Here is a 15131-nt window from a genome sequence, read left to right as displayed (position 1 = left end):
TGCAGGGCGCTGCCCAACAAGAATTACTCGGGAGTCACTTTAAGAATTCTACCCGCTTCGCCGTCTTCCGCGACCCAGATGCTGCCATCTGGACCTTGAGCGACAGAACGCAGGCGGCCGCCGAGTTCATAGCGAGCGACTTCGCGCGCTTCATCACCCTCGATCTCAACCCGGACAAGCGCTTGGCTCGAAAGACCTGCAATTAGGGCATCACCTGCCCATGCACCGAACATTTTTCCGGTATAGAAAATCATGTCACCGGGAGCGATTACCGGTGTCCAGGTCACGGCAGGCTTTGCAAAGCCATCATCCTCGCTGTGATCGGGAATGGGGTCACCGTTATAGTGCTCTCCATATGAGCGGGTGGGCCAGCCATAATTGGCCTCGCGCTGGACCAGATTGAGCTCATCGCCGCCAGCAGGGCCATGCTCCACATCCCACAGGCGACCTTGGGCATCCCAGTCCATTCCCAGAATGTTTCGGTGGCCGTAAGACCATATCTCGGCTGTCACGCCACCCCGATCGGCAAACGGGTTTCCTTCGGCAGGCGTCCCATCAAGGTTGACGCGCACAATTGTGCCGATCGTGTTGGAAAGGTCTTGCGCAGGCGTCATTTTCTGACGGTCGCCGCTTGCAATATAAAGGTGCTGCTCGTCTTCAGAGATAGAAATCCGATGCGAATAGTGCCCGCGCCCTTCGACTTTAGGAGCCTGACGCCAAATCACGTTGAGGTCTGTGATGGCGCAACTGCCTCTTGGCTCCTCGCATTGCACAAAACCGCGCCCAACAACTGCGCCGCGCGTTTCGCCATCATCACCAAACTCTGCCCAGCTCAAGAAGATCGTTCGTCCGTCTTCGCGTTCAGATTCTGACTCCAAAAAGACAATGTCGCCAAGCCCGCCCTGACCACCATAGGCGACCTCAGGAACGCCGCTCAGCTCAACAATATCGCCCGTTGGAGTATGTAAGAACTTTATCGAGCCTTCTTTTTCGGTGATCGCGAGGACAGGTCGACCGGGAACGAATTCAATCGCCCAAGGACGGTTGAACTCGCCCATTTCCGTGACGCTCAGTCCTTCATCCGCAGCAGAAAGCGCTTCGACTTCGGTCACAAAGCTGGTCTGAACCGAAGAGGCGGCGGCATTTGCGGCCGCGCTTTCCCCACCTTCTGCATTGGCGCAGCTTGCGAGAGCGAGGGTTGGGAGGGAAAGTGCGAGCGTCGTTTTGGAAAGAGTGTTCATGTCTCAGGCAACTCCTGATCTGCAAATTGGTGCCAAGCCTATCGTAATTGGGGTCGATGAAGCTGGGCGAGGGCCGTTGGCAGGACCGGTGGTGGCCGCTGCCGTCGTGTTGGGAGAGGGCGTACCCGCAGGCGTAGGCGATTCCAAGAAGCTTTCTGCAAAACGCCGCGCTGTGCTCGACGAACAAATTCGCGAAACCTGCGCATGGGCGGTCGCCGTGGTCGACGCGCCAGAGATCGACCAGATCAATATCTTTCAGGCGACGATGGAGGCGATGACGCGCTGTGTGCGTGACCTGACTGTACAATTGTCCGCCGCGCCCGGTATGGTCCTGATTGATGGCAATAAAACGCCGGAGCGCCGCTGTGCTGAGTGGCGTTGGCCCGCCCGTGCGATTGTTGGCGGAGATGGCATTGAGCCTTCAATTGGTGCAGCTTCCATCATCGCAAAGGAATGGCGCGACCGCATTATGATCGAGGCGGCGTGCGCTCACCCGCATTATGGGTGGGAACGCAACAAAGGATATGGAACGAAGGAGCATATGGCCGCGTTACGCGAACATGGTCCTACCTCTCTTCACCGCCAAAGCTTTGCGCCCGTTGCGCAAGCGTCTTTGCTCTAACCTCTCGCTCGCGTAAGCGCCGCTGATGTTGAATGCGATTCTTTTGAGTTTGGCTGGCCTTGCCGGTCTGGCCATTGGCGGTGAACTGCTAGTGCGCGGTGCGGTTGGCATTGCGCAAAAGCTGGGTGTCTCAACGCTGTTTACCGGCCTCGTGATTGTTGGCTTTGCGACCTCCATGCCTGAAATGGTGGCAAGCGTTCAGGCCAGCCTTGCAGGCTCTCCGCAAATTGCATGGGGCAATATTGTCGGGTCAAACCTTGCGAACACACTGCTTATTCTGGGTGTGAGCGCGCTGGTTATGCCGATTATGCTGAGCGGATCGGGCAGGCGTGACGCGGTTGTTGCGCTGGTGGCCACGCTTGCGCTGTGGGGCCTTGCCCTAGCGCAAGTGGGCGCGGTCTGGGTTGGCATCGCATTGCTCGCCGGGATCCTCATTTACATTGTGTGGCGCTACCGCAATCCAGGTGCTGCATCAGCCGAAGATGATTTGGACGAGGCACCTTCGAACGGATTGGTTGCGGGCGTCTTGTTTGTGGTAGGACTAGGCATATTGGTTGCGGGCGGTGATGCGCTGGTGACGGGAGCTATTTCGCTGGCGACTATCTTTAGCGTGCCAGAAACGGTGATCGGCCTGACCGTGGTGGCTGTGGGTACGTCGCTGCCAGAACTCGCAGCATCCATTGCGGCGGCTTTGCGCGGTAAATCTGGCTTGGCGCTCGGCAATGTCGTGGGATCGAACATCTATAACATCTTGCTGATCGGGGGCACGACCATGACCATCGCGCCCGTCGCACTTCCGGTGGAGTTGGCCGGCCTGCAAATGGCGCTGCTCACGGCCAGCGCGCTTGGGCTGCTCGCGCTCCTATGGTTCGCAAAGAGCATTGGCCGCGGGCTGGGCGCAATTCTGGTGGCCGGCTTTGCCGCCAACGTGGTGCTGGTGTTTGCTTAACCCAAATTTAGATTGCTGATTGTATTGGCCTTTCCCGAAAACAAGGTTCGGGGAAAACACAATGGGTATGGAACGTCCAACATTTGGTAGAAGGCGCTCGCTCAACGCACGTGCACTCGCGGAGCGCGAGGCGCATGTCAGCGAAGTGCCGCAGCGAAAACTGCCAGACGAGATATGGGACACCGAAGCGGGCGACCTGCTGCGCGAAAATGGCGTCCACCCTGAAAGCGAAATCAATCAAGCTCCCACGCAGGAAAGCGCCAATGCGCGTTTCGAAGAGGAGTATGCCAAACAGCGCACCTTTATCGACCAAGTGAATGCGCAGCTGCCAGACGGCGCAAAAGTCGCGCCCTATGCGATGTTGCCATGGGAATTGTGGAACGGCCGCTTTGGCGAAATGCTGGCAGAACGCTGCGCGCTATGGGCGCCGGGCGCATGGAACCAGATGCTGCTGGCTGAGGATGAGCACAGCAGCGCTATTCTGGGCCTACCGGTTCATCCAGGCGCCTATCCCGATGGTTTGATCGATGAGATTGAGCGACTGCTGGAGGAGGCCCACGCGCCAATCGCCGGTTTGGTGGAGAAAGCACAAGTCGAGCAAAGCCTAAGCCTCGATCAGCTTGATGCCTATGGTGAAGCGTACCAAGACCTAATGCGCAAAGTGATCATGATGTCGCACTATCTGGGCTCAATGTGCATCGGCGAAGAGGCTTGGGAGCGTCACAAAGAAGTCTTCGGCACAAATATCGGCTGGTACTAATCAAGCGCCGGGCTGAGTCCTGCGTGCCACACCCACCCCATCTGGAGTCCGCTGGACTTCGCTAAACTCAACATCTTGTGGGGCCTTGTTTTGTTCCACAGCCTACCTGCTGTCGTTTACTAAGCATTAACCATAAGTCTCGAGAATCTAATCGCTTGACGCGGGCCCGCTGAGGACTCACCCTGTGGATAAGTTTGGCGATCAGTATCACTTCGAGGCGTAAATTATGGGCGTGATGGAAACACAAAAGCTGCGTGCAAAAGCACCTGCAAAGGCACCAAAAGTGTCCGAAGCAGAAGTGCGCGCGCTTCTGCCATTGGGCCAAATCCTTGATGGTGACTGCATCGAAGCCATGCGTTCGCTTCCTGATAACAGCGTCGATTGTGTGTTCGCTGACCCGCCTTATAATTTGCAGCTTGGCGGCGATTTGAACCGCCCCGATGGCAGCGAAGTCGATGCCGTGACCGACCATTGGGACCAATTCGACAGTTTTCGCGCCTACGACAAATTTACCCGCGAATGGCTGACCGAGGCGCGCCGCGTCTTGAAGCCCGATGGATCGCTTTGGGTCATCGGCAGCTATCACAACATTTTCCGCGTCGGCGCGATCTTGCAGGATATCGGCTTCTGGATTCTGAATGACGTCGTGTGGCGCAAAACGAATCCGATGCCGAACTTCAAGGGCACGCGCTTCACCAATGCGCATGAGACTTTGATCTGGGCGAGCCAAGGCGAAAAGGCGCGCTATCAATTCAATTATCGCGCGATGAAGACGCTCAATGATGAGCTGCAAATGCGCTCTGACTGGGTGCTACCAATTTGTTCGGGCGGTGAGCGCTTGAAAGAGAACGGCAAGAAAGCGCATCCAACGCAAAAGCCAGAAAGCCTGCTTTACCGCGTATTGCTGGCGACAACGGAGAAGGGCGACGTCGTGCTCGACCCGTTCTTCGGCACCGGCACGACCGGAGCAGTTGCCAAGCGTTTGGGGAGATCATGGATCGGCTGTGAACGCGAAGATTTTTACCGCGGCGTGGCAATGAAGCGCATCGAAAAAGAGCTGCCCTTGGACGAAAGCGCGCTCACCACGATGCAGTCAAAAAAGAGCGCCCCGCGCGTTGCTTTCGGCGCTGTTGTCGAAAACGGCTATATCAAGCCGGGCACGCAAGTATTCGACAAGAAACGCCGCTGGGTAGCCATCGTGCGCGCGGATGGCTCGCTTGATTGCAACGGCCAGGTCGGCTCAATCCATGGGCTTGGGAAAGACCTCCAAGGCGCTCCCAGCTGCAATGGCTGGACCTTCTGGCACTACGAAGATGGCGGCGAGATCAAGCCCGTAGACGCTGCGCGCGACCTCTACCGCCTCGCCAGCGAGGACTAAGGGCGAGGGCGCTCTGGGGTGCGGCTTGGGCAGGAGCAGAGCGCTGAATGCTCGGTCGATGCGTCATGCTAAAGTCAAAGACGGATTTGCGGTCACGAAGCCGCTTGACAGCCATCGCCCCTTCACCCTAATGGCGCGCCTCCACTCCGTGCCCAGATGGCGGAATTGGTAGACGCGCCGTCTTCAGGTGGCGGTGGGGGCAACCCCGTGGAGGTTCGAGTCCTCTTCTGGGCACCATTTGTTCTCATCAGAACGTTCCAAAACATTGCAGAAATGGCGGAATTCTGCCATTCTTGACCTCTAGCGCAGAAAGAGAGGTCTTGTTTTGTTCCGCTTTGTTCCAACGTCTCTGGGGGCCTCAGCTGGGGGCTCCAGCTCAAAAGGCCCCAACTTGCGCAAAAGCGAGGCCCCCAAATGAGCCTCAATGTGCAGGAAATCAAAGGCTTCCGGGCCACCGACAAGTCGTACAAGAAATACAACTCGCGGGGGCTGCTGCTGCTGGTGAAGCCGAACGGCTCCAAGCTCTGGTATTTCAAGTACCGCTTCGGCGGGAAGGAAAAGAAGCTGCCCATCGGCGCGTTCCCCGAGATCAGCTTGTCGCAAGCGCGCCAGCTTCGCGACCGGGCACGGCTCAAGGTTTCCGATGGCATCGATCCGATGCTGGAGCGGAAGCGGAAGAAGGCCAGGATCAAGCTAGGCGCGGAGAACACCTTCGAGGTCATCGCCAACAAGTATATCGACGAGAAGATGGTGCCCGAAGGCAGGGCGGAGGCCACGCTGCGCAAGGCGCGCTGGTTCCTCGAACTGCTCAAGCCCGCAATCGGGAATATGCCAATCAACGACGTCGATCCGCAGTTGATGCTGGCGGCGCTCAAGAAGCTCGAAGCCAAAGGCAATCTCGAAACGGCCAAGAAATGCCGATCCTTTGCAAGCAGGGTGTTCCGGTACGGAGCCGCGCTTGGCCAGTGCCAAACCGATCCAACCTCGATCCTACAGGGCGCATTGGTCACGCCAAAGGCACGGCACTACGCGGCGATCCTCGAGCCCGAGAAATTGGGCGGGCTTCTTCGCGCCATCGATGATTTCGAATGCTACCCGGCGACGAAGTTCGCGCTGAAGATCGCACCGCATGTTTTTGTGCGACCCGGTGAGCTTCGCCACGGCGAGTGGAACGAGATTGATTGGGACAAGGCCACCTGGACAATTCCGGAAGGCAAGATGAAGGCGCGCCGGACCCATGTGGTGCCGCTATCTCGCCAAGTGCTGGATCTGTTCCGAGAGCTAAAATCGATTACCGGCAGCAAGGGTTACATCTTCCCGGCGTTCCATACGAACCAGCGCCCAATGAGTGAGAATACCATCAACGCGGCATTTCGGCGTATGGGGTTCACCAAAGACGAAGTGACCGCCCATGGGCTGCGCTCAACTGCCTCAACCATGCTCAACGAGAGCGGGCTTTGGCACCCCGACGCGATCGAGCGCGCTTTGGCTCACGGAGATAGCAACGCAATTCGAGGGGTCTACAATCGCGGGAACTACTGGGATGAACGCGTAAAGATGGCGCAATGGTGGAGCGACTATCTTGATGAGCTTCGACACCGTCAAGCGAGCCGCTGATCGTATAATGATATGGGGCAGCTTTGCGCTTTCATACAAGACATTCAGCTATTACGTGCGAGAGCCCGAAACCCGGCTCCTTTATTGATTGCTCGAGGTGGCAAAACACCCAGCATCACAGACCTGTCTGCTACGGAAGCGCGTCACTTGGCGGCGTCGCCGCGTTGAAAGAGCCGACAGCCGTGCCCCAAAGGGTCGGCAGGAAATTGGGCATCACGGTCCAGCGTCCGTCAGGCGCGCCGCGCACGCGCACCTCGAATTTCTCGTCATTGTAGACGAGCCGCATTACCTGTGTGCCCGACCAAGGGCTGTCATTGAGGATGCCCTCCATTACGACATCGACTTCACTGATCGCCGGCGCTTCGTCGCGCATGCCGGTGATGGTCCAGCTCGTCACCTTGAGGTCGCCAAGCTCCTCCCGATGGCGACCGGCCCGGTGGCCGATGGAACGGAGCGGATAGTCGATCGTCATCTGTGCAAGCGTCCCGAAATTGCGGACGACAATCGCATCGAGGTAGGTGACGGCTGCGGCCTCCGGGCTTTCGGACGCAAGTCTATGAGGTTCGCCGAGCGTAGCAAGTGTGTGGCCGGATACCGCCGGCCGAGCTTCCCATGCCTCGATCCTGCGCTTGGTGTCCTGCGTCGCAGAAACCGTAGCAGCGAGCTCCGACCAAGATGGCTGGTGTTGATCCTTCGCTGCCTTGGCGATGCGCGCTTCCTCGTCCTCGCGCCGGTCAAAATAGTCGACCATCGTTTGGAGCAGATTGACGGTCTTCGCCGCGACCAGCGCGTTCCCGAAATTCGGATTAAGGCCGTGCAGAATGCCGTGGCGATAGGGGCTGTCTATGGCGTCGGTATCGAGCTTGCGGCGGGTGGCTCCGAGAATGGCAAGCCCGTCGGAAAGCCCGCCGGGGCCGGTTGTCTCGGTATCGAAGACAGGCGCGTCTGCGCCGCCTGAGAAGGGGTGCTTGCCGGTTTTCGTGGTGCAGATGCCGTCGATGATGATGAGCAGCAGCGGGACAGCTGACAGATAATCCTGTGCGAGCAGCCGCTCGACAGCGCGTTCATAGAGTTCGTGCCATGCCTCGAACCGACTGGTGTTGAAGCGATATCCCAGGGACGAAAGAATATCGGCATCTAAGTGATGCAACACCAAACCCTGATCCGCGACATCCTCCTCGCCCTCGGCGACCGCGATCCGAACTGCCTCAACCGACAGTCGATCGAAGATCGTCCAGCCGCGTGGACCGAAACGCGCTGCGAATTTCTGGCGTTCTTCCTTCATGCGCTCGACGTCAGTGAACTGCCTCTCAAGCTCCTTGGCCTGGCGGCGAACATTGCCGCTGAATAGCCCAAGCAGCCCAATGAGCGGGCGCATTTGCTGATACTGTCGAGTAACATGTTCGCCGGTAGGTAGTGGATTTTCTTCATCGGCCATCAGCGCAACATGGCGCGCGGACGACCAAAAGCAAGCGCACCATCTGCATTGTGATAGCACGGCACTGGAATTCAGCTCGCGGGCCTTGGGTGTGGCCACACGTTGAACTTCAAGAAATGCACCTGGTTGGGACAAAAGTGTGAGCGCGACTGAAGAGCAAACCATACTGAATTTGAAGGGAATCGCGTCGGTCGAACCGCCGCCCGACGGTTCAATTCACTTTCGACGTCGCTTCAACGGCGGATGGGTGTGACATGTCACGCTAGGATTAGGTATGACCGCGCCGCCTCGCTTTCTGACTACGCCGGTGCGAGAGAAAAGCGTCCACGCCGGCCTGTACGCGAGTGACATCGAAGCGTTCGCCGTAGCCTAGCTCCAGATCGGACCGGACCCGCGAGGTCAGCCTTTCCGGTGCCCGATCATGGTGAGCCGCACTCTCATATGCTTCAGCGGCGACAAGATTCAGAACGTCGTCGAATTCCAAGGTGCTGGCAAAGTCACGGTCGATTTTCTCGACGGACACGCGCAGCAAGTTCATGATGGCGAACGCGTATTCCGCGGTCAGCGCGTCATGAGGTAACGACCGGAAGGAGATAGCGCCGAGATCGGTGATTCCATTATCCCAGTACCTCTGAAGGTGATGCGCATGCTTTGCCACGAAGCTCGCAAACGCCGGCGACGGATCGTCGTTGACATGGGCATAGTGGTTGCGAAGCAGCCGGACGTAACCCAAGCTGCGGTAAGGCCCTTTTTCCGGCTCGCACCCCAGCCAGCGCGACATCTTCGCAAACAGCTGATCTTCCGGTGCATCGGCTCGCATGACATCGGCGTCGGACGGCTTAGCGAGCGCTCGAAACGCTTCGATCTCATCGAAATATGCGAGGGCGTATTCGACGCCCGCGATCACACCCATCTGCAACTCGGTTTGCTCGGACTTGATCGCGAAATCCGGCATATCTGCCATTTGCCGATAGAGTCGTTTTGCGTAGGGGTTGTCGGCGAAGGCCGCGGTTGTGAACTCCTTCGGGGATGCGCGGACCAACTCGCTGAGGGCCCGGCCAAACTCGTGACGCCCTAGCGCCGCGAAGCACAGCTGATCGTTCACCCGAACGAGCTGTTTGACGAATTTTGTGCGGATTGGCGTTTTGTCCATCGGCGTAGCATAATGCGAGGCCGCAACTTTCACATAGCGAAGTCAATCGAACCAATCAGATAGCTCTCTCAATGGCGCGCGTGATGAGCAAACGCATCGGCAGCTCGCCCCCAGCCTTTCCGCTTCACCCATCGCCTCTTTCGAGGTCTGCCAGCCTCCTACCGACACAATACGGAACCGTCACTTTCTTCAAAGAGCTGCCGGTCCGCAATGTGCCCTCATTTCGGCCATTGACGCTTTCGCGCCGCTCTCCCGAAAGCCGCCTTCAAAGAGGATGCGGTGGTGTGGACTGGTTCTCAAACAGAATGATGCTGAAATCCTCTGCGCAATAAGACCGACTGGGCCAATGACTTAAGTGTGAAAGCTCGACGCTGGTATGCTTGCCCGAAGGACAGTTCTATCCTAGGAACAAAAAGAGAAAATTCATTTTGTGCGAAAGGCTCTTGCAGGAATGGCTGCCAGTACATCGTCCCGCCGGTTTATCGACGCGCTTGTCGAAGAATTGAGCATCAGTGACACGCGTTACGAACAGGCAAACGACAGCTATCAGTCGCTTGGCCGATGGCTCAACCGGCCCGATTCCACGATCGCGAAGTACGATCCTGCGGTATATGTCCAAGGTTCTTTTGGCCTCGGCACAGTGATAAAGCCGCTCAATCTCGACGAAGAATACGATATCGACGCAGTGTGCGAACTGAAGCGCCTCGGCAAATCGAGCCTCAGCCAAGAACGTCTCAAGATACTCCTTGGCCGCGAAATCGAAGCCTACCGAAAATCGAAGAATATGGTGAAGCCTTTGCGTGAGGGGCGGCGTTGCTGGACACTAAATTACGCCGATGGCGCGCAGTTCCACATGGACGTTGTTCCGGCACTTCCCGATGGCACTGAAGTCCGCAAGATGTTGGAAGCTAGGAGCCTAAATGCGCACTGGGCGGGGACGGCAATCGCGATCACCGACAATGAACGGCCCGACTATCGGCTGATTACTGACAATTGGCCACGTTCAAATCCGAAGGGCTATCTAGAATGGTTCAAGTCGCGCATGATCGTCGTGTTGAACGAGCGCAAGAAGAGGCTCGCCAAATCGATCAGCGCCAGCGTTGAAGACATTCCCGATTACCGGGTCCAGACGCCGCTCCAGGCCTCGATCATGATCCTCAAGCGGCATCGGGACATGATGTTCGAGAATGACGAGATCAACTGCTGTCCTATCTCGATTATCCTCACGACCCTTGCCGCTCACGCCTATTCGGGCGAAGAGGATATTGCGGACGCCCTCCTCGCCATTCTTTCTGGTATGGATCGGTATATCGAGCGTGATCAGTACAACACCGCAATAATCCGCAACCCGAGCGACCCGATGGAAAACTTCGCAGACAAGTGGGCTGAGTTTCCCGAGCGCGAGCGGTCATTTTACGCTTGGCTGCGCCAAGCCCGCGATGATTTTGCCACAGTGGCCGGCCTCAATGATCCGCAGATCATCACCGAAACGCTTTCACCGCATGTCGGTGTCGAACTGGCTAAACGTGCCAAGGACCGCGCCTTGGGCGGATCCGGATCATTATTGCGCGGCGCTGTTGCGGCGTCGGGAGCAGCGGCCCCGTCCTTCGGTGCCGGGCCCCGTGTGCCGAGCAAGCCCAAGGGCTTTGCATGATCTGGTGGACTTCGCAGCCCAACAGGGCGCGAAGAGAACGTCAGGCAATCGCCGAACTTGAGGATCGGTCCGTCTGGCTTTCGAACGTTGCATGGCGCCTGACGAACGACGCAAAGCTTTGCACCGATTTCGAGATTGATCGGAACGGTGAAGCGGTTGCACTTAAAATGACCTACCCCAGCTTCTTTCCAGACATGCCGCCTCAGGTCACACCGCGCGAGGAAGTGCGGCTGTCAGGCCATCAGTATGGCGTGGGTGGAGAGCTTTGCCTTGAATTCCGGCCCGACAACTGGGACCCGTCATGGACTGGCGCAATGATGATCGAGAGTGCGCACCGGCTACTGACGGGCGAGGCGCCTGCGTCCGACGAAGTAGCTGTTGTTGCCGATGCTCACCGGACGACCGTCGGACAAGACACACGGAATTCAAATTTTCGTTTCATCCTGCCCGAAGACGCTCTTGCAGCCTTGGCCAATGTCTCTCTGCTGAAAATTGTTGACGCACAGATCGTGGAGCAATTCAGCGCTGGAAGGTGGCTGGCACATCTCTGGCAAGTTGGCAGCGATGGAGAATATTGGAACGCGGCAGGGCTGATCCCCAAATTCCGGGTCCGCGAGGGAATATTCGTTCGCCTCGGAGAAACCTTGGCTGGAAAGGTGAAGGCTGACTACGATTTCGTGGAGGCGGTCGTCGAGCTTGCCGATCGCCCGGATCTGTCAGAACGATTGGCTGGTTCAACTGACGAGCTTGTCCTCGTCGTCGAATGTCTGGGTACAGTGAAAATGATGTCGCTCGCGGCGGGCACCGGACGCCGCTCCGTCCACGACTATCGGACGGTATGTGCTCCGACGAACGCCAAAAGGCTACCAGAACCATATAAGCTTATGTCCGCAATGTCAGTTGCAATTGTCGGTTGCGGGTCGGTTGGCGCGAAAATCGCGGCCTCTTTGGCCCGGTCTGGGATCGGCAATTTTGTGCTCGTCGATGGCGATGTTTTCTTTGCCGACAACATCGTCCGTAACGAGCTCGATTGGAATTCGGTCGGGCTGAACAAGCCCGACGCCGTGAAAGCCCGGATAACGGACCTCAACCCAATGGCGAGTGTGCGGTCCTTCCGAGTTGGCATCGGTATGCAAGAGAGCTCGGCATTTACTGATTCGGCACTCGTCGCGATCGGCAGCTGCGATGTCATTGTCGATGCGACAGCCGATCCGCAGGTCTTCAACCTGTGCGCATCGGTGGCGCGAAACGAAAAGAAGACGTTCGTGTGGGGAGAGGTATTCGCGGGAGGGATTGGCGGACTCGTCGCTCGTCTTCGTCCCGGCCACGAGCCAGTTCCGCACGCTGCGCGCAGGCAGATCCAGCAGTGGTGTACGGATCGCGGAGTGGAACCGCCCAAAGGAAGCGCTATCCAGTATGATTTGGACCTTCCTGAAGGGACTCCGCCGCTAATTGCCGGCGATGCAGAAGTGACAGTCATCGCAAGCCATATGGCGAGGTTCGTCATCGACACTCTTGTGCGGACCGAGACGCAATTTCCCGCTGCAGCCTATGCGATCGGCTTACAATCTGCGTGGATTTTCGGAGAGCCATTCGACACCTGGCCGATCGCATTGGTGTCTGAAGGCATCTGGGGTCCCGAAAAGGACGAGAACATCGCCGAGGAGCTCGACGCATTTGTTCGCGATTTCTTCCCCGACGCCACCGATTCCGACACGAAGTAATGCAGATTGAGTTTCCAAAGCCTCTGCGTCGCCGGTTGAGACGTGAACTTAGCCGAGCAGGACGGCTAGAGATTGGAGGCATCCTAATGGCAGAGCAGCTCGCACCGGGAGATTTTCGACTTGTCGACTTTACTGTCGATAGCCAGCGAGGCAGTGCGGCGCATTTTGTGCGCTCGGTAGATGATCACCAGAATGCGCTTGCGCACTTTTTCGAGCGCACAGGGTGCGATTATTCACGCTTCAATTATCTTGGGGAATGGCACTCGCACCCCAATCATCTGCCTATTCCAAGCTGTGAAGACATGGCTTCGATGGAAAGTTTGGTCCATGGCGAGCGCGATATCGAGTTCGCGGTGCTGTTGGTTGTCCGAAAGCAGTGGTTGGGTCTGACGATGAGCGCAACATTGTTTGATCGCAAAGGACAGCCTCAAACCGTCGAGGTTCATTCGGGAAAGTAAGCGTAGGAAAGGGACAGAGGTGTCGAAGTCCAGCATTCCAATAAATGTCCGGTCAGCGATCTGGGCACGCGCAGCGGGGAGATGCGAGTATCGTGGGTGCAACGATGATCTGGTCGGTGATCTCATCGCGGGCAAGGAAGATGGGCTATACGGTTTCATCGCCCATATAGTTGCCGATGTGCCAGGTGGGCCGCGAGGCGATCCGATCAGATCGCCACTTCTTGCCAAGGAACTGTCAAACCTGATGTTGATGTGCGCCCGGCATCACAAGCTAATCGACGTCGATGCCGAAAAGGAACATCCCGAGGCGCTCCTTTTGTCCATGAAGAAGGCGCATGAGGATCGCGTCGAGACAAACATTGATATTGATGAAGAACGAGCGTCGCATGTGATCCGTTTTGGCGCGACGATCGCCAACAGCGAAGCTCTTGTTTCTACTAAGGCGATATTCGCTGCCATGATGCCCGAACGGCATCCGGCTTCGCGCCAGACAATCGATCTCGAAATGATCAACCAGGCATACCGCGATCACGAACCGGAATTCTGGACACTTCAGTGTAGCAATCTCAACCGGCTGTTCGCGGAGAAGGTACGTGGCCGGATTGAACGCCAGGAGATACGGCACCTGAGTGTCTTCGCGCTCGCCCCGCAGCCGCTGCTTATCGAACTCGGAAGGCTGCTGTACGACATCGTGCCCACGACAGTCCACCAATTGCACCGTGAGCCTTCGACTTGGCGATGGCAGCGTGACAAACCACCCCTTGAGTTCATTCGTGGCGAGCCAGCCGTCAATACCGCTGGAAGGATTGCCCTCAAGCTGGCGGTAAGCGCGACAGTGACAGACGATCGAATCTACGAAGTCTTAGGAAAGGACACGATGATCTGGTCTTTGTCGATTGCGGAACCAGGCAATGACGTCGTGAGACAACCAGAGGATTTGGCGGCGTTCCGTAGCGCGCTGAGAAAGCTCTACAACGATATCAAGGCCCGGCACGGGCAAGACAAGGTGATCGACCTCTTTCCAGCCTTGCCCGTGTCCCTCGCCGTTGAGACCGGACGTGTCTGGATGCCGAAAGCTGATCTACAGCTACGTATCTATGACCAAACTAGGGGTGCCGGTTTTGTCGAGACATTCACGATCAGTTAGTGGCTAGCGCGGACTGTCGATAGTCGCAATCTGCGCCCTGTTGTTGGTCACTATTTCATTATCTGATCCATGTCCGCAACCAACTGTCCATCCCCGATTCTGGTTCAACCAGAACAACCATTTGGAGCCAAAATCGCAATGCGCCACGATGAAGTCGATCAGGACATGCGCAATCTAGCTTTTGATTTCTTTTACTGGTTCTCCCGCTTCGAATTCGCGCTGAAGGAAAAGCGCTTCCTAAAAAGCGAGGTCATCGGCACGCGTGCTGATCCCAGTTGGGACAAATTCGTAAAAGCGCATCGCACTGACTATGTCGTATCATCTGCAGCTGAGGCGCTCCTTGCAGAAAAGCCCCAGCGCCAAATCGTCGGCGACCCGGAACATGCCTTCGAGGAACTGTCCTTCTCTCCGAATACTGCCGACCTCGACAAGGTCGTGGCCTACGCGAAAACAGTGCGGAACAATCTTTTCCATGGCGGCAAGCACGGCCATGACCAGTGGGACGATCCGGCCCGCATGCGCCGCTTGCTGAGTCTAACCATCACCGTGTTGGCCGAACTGGCCGTTGTGGGTGATTTCGGCGGCGACTATGACCGTTATTACTAACCGCGTGAAGCGATGAATGTCGTCGCGGTTTACCTAAAACCCGACCTACCACAACCGGCCAAGTTTTTGTCATCCGCCCGAAGGCCGGGCGCTAAGCGCCCGGTTCCTTCTTCTCGTCGTCCAGCGGCGTGCGCAGGACGATCCGGCCATTGATCGGCACCACTTCCAGCTGAAGCGAAAGGCCCTTGCGGTCGCGGTGGAACCAGGCGGCTCCGATGCGGGTCCAGAAGCCCTTATCGCCCTTGTTGGCGACATGCCAGGCGAGGTAGTCCGGCGGATTGGTCTCCTGCGCGGGTGCGGTATTGCTGCGTGCCATGATGATTTCCTTTCGTGTCTGGTGGCTCGTTGCACCAAACAGAAAGGCCGCACGGCCAAGGGCAGGAT

General features: G+C 57.4%; 14 protein-coding genes and 1 tRNA gene. 11 read left to right on the top strand and 4 right to left on the bottom strand.

Going from position 1 to position 15131, the window contains the following annotated elements:
* Nucleotides 1-23: 23 nt before the first annotated feature.
* Nucleotides 24-1241, bottom strand: coding sequence for a PQQ-dependent sugar dehydrogenase (locus AC0V6N_RS09130; RefSeq protein ID WP_486171251.1), 1218 nt, complete (start codon nt 1239-1241; stop codon nt 24-26).
* Here AC0V6N_RS09130 and AC0V6N_RS09125 point away from each other — a divergent pair.
* The 6 genes from AC0V6N_RS09125 (at nt 1240) to AC0V6N_RS09100 (ending at nt 6567) form a co-directional block, all read left to right on the top strand.
* Nucleotides 1240-1863 (top strand): ribonuclease HII, encoded by a 624-nt coding sequence (locus tag AC0V6N_RS09125; RefSeq protein ID WP_486171250.1) that lies wholly within the window; start codon nt 1240-1242, stop codon nt 1861-1863. The two genes, AC0V6N_RS09130 and AC0V6N_RS09125, sit on opposite strands and share 2 nt — an antisense overlap.
* Before the next feature lie 25 nt (nt 1864-1888).
* Nucleotides 1889-2812 (top strand): calcium/sodium antiporter, encoded by a 924-nt coding sequence (locus tag AC0V6N_RS09120; RefSeq protein WP_486171249.1) that lies wholly within the window; start codon nt 1889-1891, stop codon nt 2810-2812.
* A 67-nt stretch (nt 2813-2879) separates the two neighbouring features.
* A complete protein-coding gene (locus AC0V6N_RS09115; RefSeq protein WP_486171248.1) occupies nt 2880-3572 on the top strand; it encodes a hypothetical protein in 693 nt (230 codons plus the stop codon).
* 226 nt (nt 3573-3798) lie between these two features.
* Nucleotides 3799-4950 carry a DNA methyltransferase gene (locus AC0V6N_RS09110; RefSeq protein ID WP_486171247.1) on the top strand — a complete coding sequence of 384 codons (1152 nt, stop codon included), beginning with the start codon at nt 3799-3801 and terminating at the stop codon, nt 4948-4950.
* Nucleotides 4951-5100: 150 nt separating this feature from the next.
* Nucleotides 5101-5187: transfer RNA gene (locus AC0V6N_RS09105), tRNA-Leu, on the top strand.
* A gap of 177 nt (nt 5188-5364) precedes the next feature.
* Complete coding sequence (locus AC0V6N_RS09100; RefSeq protein WP_486171246.1) at nt 5365-6567, top strand: tyrosine-type recombinase/integrase; 1203 nt, start codon at nt 5365-5367, stop codon at nt 6565-6567.
* A 130-nt stretch (nt 6568-6697) separates the two neighbouring features.
* Here AC0V6N_RS09100 and AC0V6N_RS09095 read toward each other — a convergent pair whose 3' ends face one another.
* Together AC0V6N_RS09095 and AC0V6N_RS09090 are read right to left on the bottom strand one after the other, a co-directional pair.
* A complete protein-coding gene (locus AC0V6N_RS09095; RefSeq protein WP_486171245.1) occupies nt 6698-7945 on the bottom strand; it encodes a hypothetical protein in 1248 nt (415 codons plus the stop codon).
* A 328-nt stretch (nt 7946-8273) separates the two neighbouring features.
* Complete coding sequence (locus tag AC0V6N_RS09090; protein ID WP_486171244.1) at nt 8274-9158, bottom strand: hypothetical protein; 885 nt, start codon at nt 9156-9158, stop codon at nt 8274-8276.
* 451 nt (nt 9159-9609) lie between these two features.
* On the opposite strand from AC0V6N_RS09090, the gene AC0V6N_RS09085 reads away from it, so the two are divergent.
* From AC0V6N_RS09085 to AC0V6N_RS09065, 5 genes are all read left to right on the top strand, one after another.
* Nucleotides 9610-10812 (top strand): nucleotidyltransferase domain-containing protein, encoded by a 1203-nt coding sequence (locus AC0V6N_RS09085; RefSeq protein WP_486171243.1) that lies wholly within the window; start codon nt 9610-9612, stop codon nt 10810-10812.
* Complete coding sequence (locus tag AC0V6N_RS09080; RefSeq protein WP_486171242.1) at nt 10809-12536, top strand: ThiF family adenylyltransferase; 1728 nt, start codon at nt 10809-10811, stop codon at nt 12534-12536. The genes AC0V6N_RS09085 and AC0V6N_RS09080 overlap by 4 nt, the downstream gene beginning before the upstream one ends.
* Entirely contained in the window at nt 12536-12994 is a 459-nt protein-coding gene (locus tag AC0V6N_RS09075) for a Mov34/MPN/PAD-1 family protein (RefSeq protein WP_486171241.1), read from the top strand. Before AC0V6N_RS09080 ends, AC0V6N_RS09075 begins: the two co-directional genes overlap by 1 nt.
* Before the next feature lie 19 nt (nt 12995-13013).
* Nucleotides 13014-14141: an SAVED domain-containing protein gene (locus tag AC0V6N_RS09070; protein WP_486171240.1), complete on the top strand. Its 1128-nt coding sequence runs from the start codon at nt 13014-13016 to the stop codon at nt 14139-14141.
* A gap of 138 nt (nt 14142-14279) precedes the next feature.
* Entirely contained in the window at nt 14280-14747 is a 468-nt protein-coding gene (locus AC0V6N_RS09065) for a hypothetical protein (RefSeq protein WP_486171239.1), read from the top strand.
* A gap of 91 nt (nt 14748-14838) precedes the next feature.
* Here the strand turns inward: AC0V6N_RS09065 and AC0V6N_RS09060 are convergent, their stop codons facing one another.
* Nucleotides 14839-15063: a hypothetical protein gene (locus AC0V6N_RS09060; RefSeq protein ID WP_486171238.1), complete on the bottom strand. Its 225-nt coding sequence runs from the start codon at nt 15061-15063 to the stop codon at nt 14839-14841.
* Between the last annotated feature and the right edge of the window lie 68 nt (nt 15064-15131).

It is taken from the genome of Erythrobacter sp. S57(2025), assembly GCF_057365055.1.
The sequence above is the reverse complement of the archived record's forward strand: the minus strand, read 5'-3'. Positions and strand labels throughout refer to the sequence as shown.

Excerpts from the sequence above, each read along its gene's own strand:
- AC0V6N_RS09115 (WP_486171248.1), top strand. The coding sequence starts at position 2,880 with ATGGAACGTCCAACATTTGGTAGAAGGCGCTCGCTCAACGCACGTGCA.
- AC0V6N_RS09095 (WP_486171245.1), bottom strand. The coding sequence starts at position 7,945 with ATGCGCCCGCTCATTGGGCTGCTTGGGCTATTCAGCGGCAATGTTCGC.
- AC0V6N_RS09110 (WP_486171247.1), top strand. The coding sequence starts at position 3,799 with ATGGGCGTGATGGAAACACAAAAGCTGCGTGCAAAAGCACCTGCAAAG.
- AC0V6N_RS09090 (WP_486171244.1), bottom strand. The coding sequence starts at position 9,158 with ATGGACAAAACGCCAATCCGCACAAAATTCGTCAAACAGCTCGTTCGG.
- AC0V6N_RS09130 (WP_486171251.1), bottom strand. The coding sequence starts at position 1,241 with ATGAACACTCTTTCCAAAACGACGCTCGCACTTTCCCTCCCAACCCTC.
- AC0V6N_RS09100 (WP_486171246.1), top strand. The coding sequence starts at position 5,365 with ATGAGCCTCAATGTGCAGGAAATCAAAGGCTTCCGGGCCACCGACAAG.
- AC0V6N_RS09125 (WP_486171250.1), top strand. The coding sequence starts at position 1,240 with ATGTCTCAGGCAACTCCTGATCTGCAAATTGGTGCCAAGCCTATCGTA.
- AC0V6N_RS09085 (WP_486171243.1), top strand. The coding sequence starts at position 9,610 with ATGGCTGCCAGTACATCGTCCCGCCGGTTTATCGACGCGCTTGTCGAA.
- AC0V6N_RS09075 (WP_486171241.1), top strand. The coding sequence starts at position 12,536 with ATGCAGATTGAGTTTCCAAAGCCTCTGCGTCGCCGGTTGAGACGTGAA.
- AC0V6N_RS09060 (WP_486171238.1), bottom strand. The coding sequence starts at position 15,063 with ATGGCACGCAGCAATACCGCACCCGCGCAGGAGACCAATCCGCCGGAC.
- AC0V6N_RS09080 (WP_486171242.1), top strand. The coding sequence starts at position 10,809 with ATGATCTGGTGGACTTCGCAGCCCAACAGGGCGCGAAGAGAACGTCAG.
- AC0V6N_RS09120 (WP_486171249.1), top strand. The coding sequence starts at position 1,889 with ATGTTGAATGCGATTCTTTTGAGTTTGGCTGGCCTTGCCGGTCTGGCC.
- AC0V6N_RS09065 (WP_486171239.1), top strand. The coding sequence starts at position 14,280 with ATGCGCCACGATGAAGTCGATCAGGACATGCGCAATCTAGCTTTTGAT.